Raw genomic sequence first — 3,967 nt, 5'->3', positions numbered from 1 at the left:
TAACCCATACAACCCATTCACCGCGTATACCGGTGCACCGGAGCATGCAGGTGGCATGTCCGGATCAGCTGGTCTGGGTGGATTTGAGCCAACCGGACGCTTCAAAACCGGCATCCTGGGTATGGCTAATGAAGAAGATGAGTATCAGCTCACAGTTCAGTATCGCTTCTAAGCGCATCTGAAAATAATAAAAGGTAATGATGATGTTTAAAAAAGCACTTATCTCTGTCGCGATCAGTGGCGCTTTTGCAATGTCTGCCCAAGCTGCACAGCTTTCTGAAGATGTAGTTAAGCAGTCATTCTACCCATATGCGAACGGTGCGCCGAAAGCAGAAGGTGTTGCTCCGGGTATGGTCATCAACAGCGCTAATGTTGAGTCAGTTAAGGAATTTTTGGACCCGGCGATGTATCGCTTTATCAAAAGCGGCGACTACGAGATTAAAGTAGGCGAAACGACCTCTTTTGACCTGAACCAGACTTACGTTGATGCAACCCGTAAGTACTCCGGTGATGTAAAGCTGGGTGAGAAAATTGGTGAGATCAGCGGTTCTGTCGCGGGGCGTCCGTTCCCGCAGGAGCCTTCAATGGATGATCCCCGTGCCGGTGAAAAGCTGGCGTGGAACTTTAAGTATGGCTACAACTGGGGCGATTCTGCTGCGATCTATCCGTTCTACTGGAAGTATCGCAACATGGATAGCGGTAAAGTTGAACGTACGATTAAGTTTAACTTCCACTTCCTGAACTTTACGCATCGTACGTCTCAGGAACCTTATCCGGCGCTGACACCAAACCCATCCAACCTGTTCCGTGGTATCTACGTGCAGGTACTGGAGCCGTTTGATGTGAAAAATACACAGCTGCTGATCCAGCGTTATGAGGACGATCTCAAGCGTGATAATGCTTATCTGTATCTGGGCTTCCAGCGTCGTGTACGTCGTCTGTCCACCGGTCAGGTGACGGACGCGTTCCTGGGCTCCGATATCATGATTGAGGACTTCGAAGGTTATAACGGTCGTATCAGTGATATGAACTGGTCTTACAAAGGCACTAAGACCATGCTGTTACCGATGTATAACCACAACGAGATGGAACTGGACGCTGAAACCCACAAAGATGACGAAGGTTATCAGGTGGTGGCGTTTGGCGGTAAGGGCGGATGTTTCCCGAATATCACCTGGCAGCTGCGTAAGGTGTATGTCGTAGAATCTGATCCAATTGATCCTAACCATCCGATCAGCAAGCGTCAGCATTTCATGGATGCTCAGACCTTTACTATTCCACGTAACATCACTTACGACCGTAAAGGTGATATGTGGAAGAGTTGGTTGATTGGTCAGGCACACCCGGATTTCCACCTGCCGCGTAACAAAGGTACCGGTGTGGCAATTGATGATGCGTTCTCGATGGTTGATATGCAGGCCAACCACTGTACGACGGGTCAGTTTAAAGGTCAGGTTGATCCTGAGCTGAATCCGGCGAAGAAATTCACCGTTCAGAACTTGCGTGCTTCCGGCCGTTAATCGATAAAAGTGTACTAGTAGATCCCCTCAGCCCGGACGTGTCCGGGCTTTTTTCGTTGTTCGACTTTATTCATACGAAGTAAACACTGAGTTTCGTGAATACTGCTTGCGCATAGAAGGATACAGGTTAGGATTAGCAGCACTTATCCCCCGGAACGAGTGAACAGCGGGGATCTCATTTCGACCCGGACCCTCTATGTCAGCCAATCCCGATCTGATCCGTGATGATATTCAGCCCACATTAGTGCGGATGACCGTGCCTATGATGATGGGTATTGTCAGCCTGATGTTGTTCAACCTGGCGGATATTTACTTCGTGTCTAAGTTGGGCACTGAACCGCTGGCGGCATTGGGATTCACGTTTCCGGTCACGTTTTCAATTACCAGCCTGGCAATCGGTTTAGGTATTGGTACATCGGCAACATTAGCCCGTTTGATCGGTTCTGGCGATCATCATAAGGCTAGCTCGCTGTCGTCCGACAACCTCCTCAGTACGGCGCTCCTGACACTGGCCATTGCCTTAGTGTGTCAGTTGATCATTGAGCCGCTGTTCCGCGCTATGGGGGCCTCTGAGGCGCTTCTGCCTTACATTAATACCTATATGTCGGTGTGGTTCTGGGGCTCGGTATTTCTGGTTGTCAATATGGTTGGCAACAGTTGTATGCGTGCCAGCGGCGATACCAAGACGCCTGCGAAAATTATGGCGTTTTCGTCGGCGATGAACATGCTACTCGATCCTCTACTGATCTTTGGCTGGGGGCCGATTCCTGCATTAGGTGTACAGGGGGCTGCAATTGCGAGTGTGATCGCCTGGGGAATAACCTTTTTCTTAGTGTTGCATATTCTCTACCATCGCCGCGGGCTGATCATCTTGCAGCCGCTACACATGCAGCGTATTTGGCAACATTGGCGTTCGGTGATGAAGATTGGTTTGCCCGCCGCACTGTCCAATATGATGACCCCAATTGCGAATGGTGTACTAACCGCATTAGTTGCAACTTATGGCGCAGAGGCTGTTGCTGCCTTTGGCGTGGGGAATCGCCTCGAATCTTTGTCGTTGCTGGCGTGTCTGGCATTGTCGATGACATTACCGCCGTTTATCAGTCAGAATTTTGGCGCGGGTCAAACAGAGCGCGTCATTCGTGCATACCGCATTGCCATTCGCTTTGCGCTGATCTGGCAGACGGTGCTCTATCTTGGCTTGTGTCTGGGGGCAGGCAGTGTCGCTGCATTGTTTAGTGACAATCTGGAGGTGCAGGAATGGATCGGTATCTGGATCCTGATCGTCCCTGTAGGCTTTGGCTTTCAGGCGGCAACATTTCTGACTGCGTCCAGTTTTAATGCGCTGCATCAGCCATTGCGAGCGATGCGTATCAGCATTACACGACTCTTCATCTTCTACGTTCCCCTCGGCTGGCTGGGCAGTTACTTCTTCGGTTTGCAGGGGATGTTTGGTGGTCTGGTTATTGCGAATGCACTGACGGCATTGACCGCATGGTTTTGGATGCGTCGTCACCTGAAACGCCTTGCCGATAAATCTGCGTAAACCATTCTGTTTAGAATTTCTTCTTAGCTTATATCCAATGACTCTGTCATAGGGGCTTCATATAACCCGACTAATGTGTGACATTATTATTCAACGAAAGTCATATTATTTATTGTACGAGCTGATATTATGATCGTTAGTAAGTCAGGGACATCGACAAAGAATAAGAATTAAAAAGCACAATAAACTCACGATAATATACTAAAAGGGGATGTGAGTATGAGTCAGAAGATTGCTCTTGTAACAGGTGGTACTGGTGGTCTGGGTACCTATATCTGTCGTACGTTGGCTGATGCCGGCTTTAATGTAGTTGCTGGTTATAACAGTGGTGGTAACCACGATAAGGCCAAAGCATGGCAGGCAGAGCAGAAGGAAGCGGGTTACGATATCAAGGTTGCATACGGTGATGTAACGAACGCAGAATCCTGCGCTCAGTGTATCGCAACGGTTGAAGAGGTTGCCGGTGGCAGCGTAGACGTACTGATCAACAATGCGGGTATCACACGCGACGGTCAGTTTAAGAAAATGAGCTGGGAGCAGTGGGACGAAGTCCTGAGTGCTAACCTGGATTCCATGTTCCACATGACCCGTTTGGTTATCAACCCAATGATCGAAAAGGGTTGGGGTCGTGTCATCAATATTTCCTCCGTAAATGCACAGAAAGGCCAGTTTGGTCAGTGTAACTACTCCGCCGCTAAAGCAGGTATTCACGGCTTCACCAAAGCCCTGGCGCAGGAAGTTGCAGCTAAAGGCGTGACTGTAAACACAGTCTCTCCGGGTTACGTAATGACTCCAATGGTTGCTAAGATCGCTGAAGAAGTTCAGGCTAAGATCTGCAAAACTATCCCAGTGGGTCGTTTCGGTACACCAGAAGAGATCGGTCGTATGGTTACCTTCCTGG

Annotated in this window: 3 protein-coding genes; all 3 read left to right on the top strand. The window is 49.3% G+C overall.

The window, feature by feature from the left end; translation table 11 throughout:
- The first annotated feature begins 203 nt into the window (after positions 1-203).
- The gene (locus ABYW01_RS16055) at positions 204-1,520 is read left to right on the top strand and encodes a DUF1329 domain-containing protein (protein ID WP_372834600.1); all 1,317 of its coding nucleotides are present in this window, start codon (positions 204-206) and stop codon (positions 1,518-1,520) included.
- 196 nt (positions 1,521-1,716) lie between these two features.
- Positions 1,717-3,066: an MATE family efflux transporter gene (locus ABYW01_RS16050; RefSeq protein ID WP_372834597.1), complete on the top strand. Its 1,350-nt coding sequence runs from the start codon at positions 1,717-1,719 to the stop codon at positions 3,064-3,066.
- 219 nt (positions 3,067-3,285) lie between these two features.
- On the top strand, positions 3,286-3,967 hold a 682-nt coding region (gene phbB, locus ABYW01_RS16045; RefSeq protein WP_372834595.1), incomplete at its 3' end, for an acetoacetyl-CoA reductase.

It is taken from the genome of Pontibacterium sp. (assembly GCF_041587635.1).
Classification (GTDB): Bacteria; Pseudomonadota; Gammaproteobacteria; order Pseudomonadales; family Balneatricaceae; genus Pontibacterium.
This window is presented reverse-complemented; position numbering and strand designations above follow the sequence as displayed.

Coding starts and splice junctions, on each gene's coding strand:
- ABYW01_RS16055 (WP_372834600.1), top strand. CDS start 204: ATGTTTAAAAAAGCACTTATCTCTGTCGCGATCAGTGGCGCTTTTGCA.
- ABYW01_RS16050 (WP_372834597.1), top strand. CDS start 1,717: ATGTCAGCCAATCCCGATCTGATCCGTGATGATATTCAGCCCACATTA.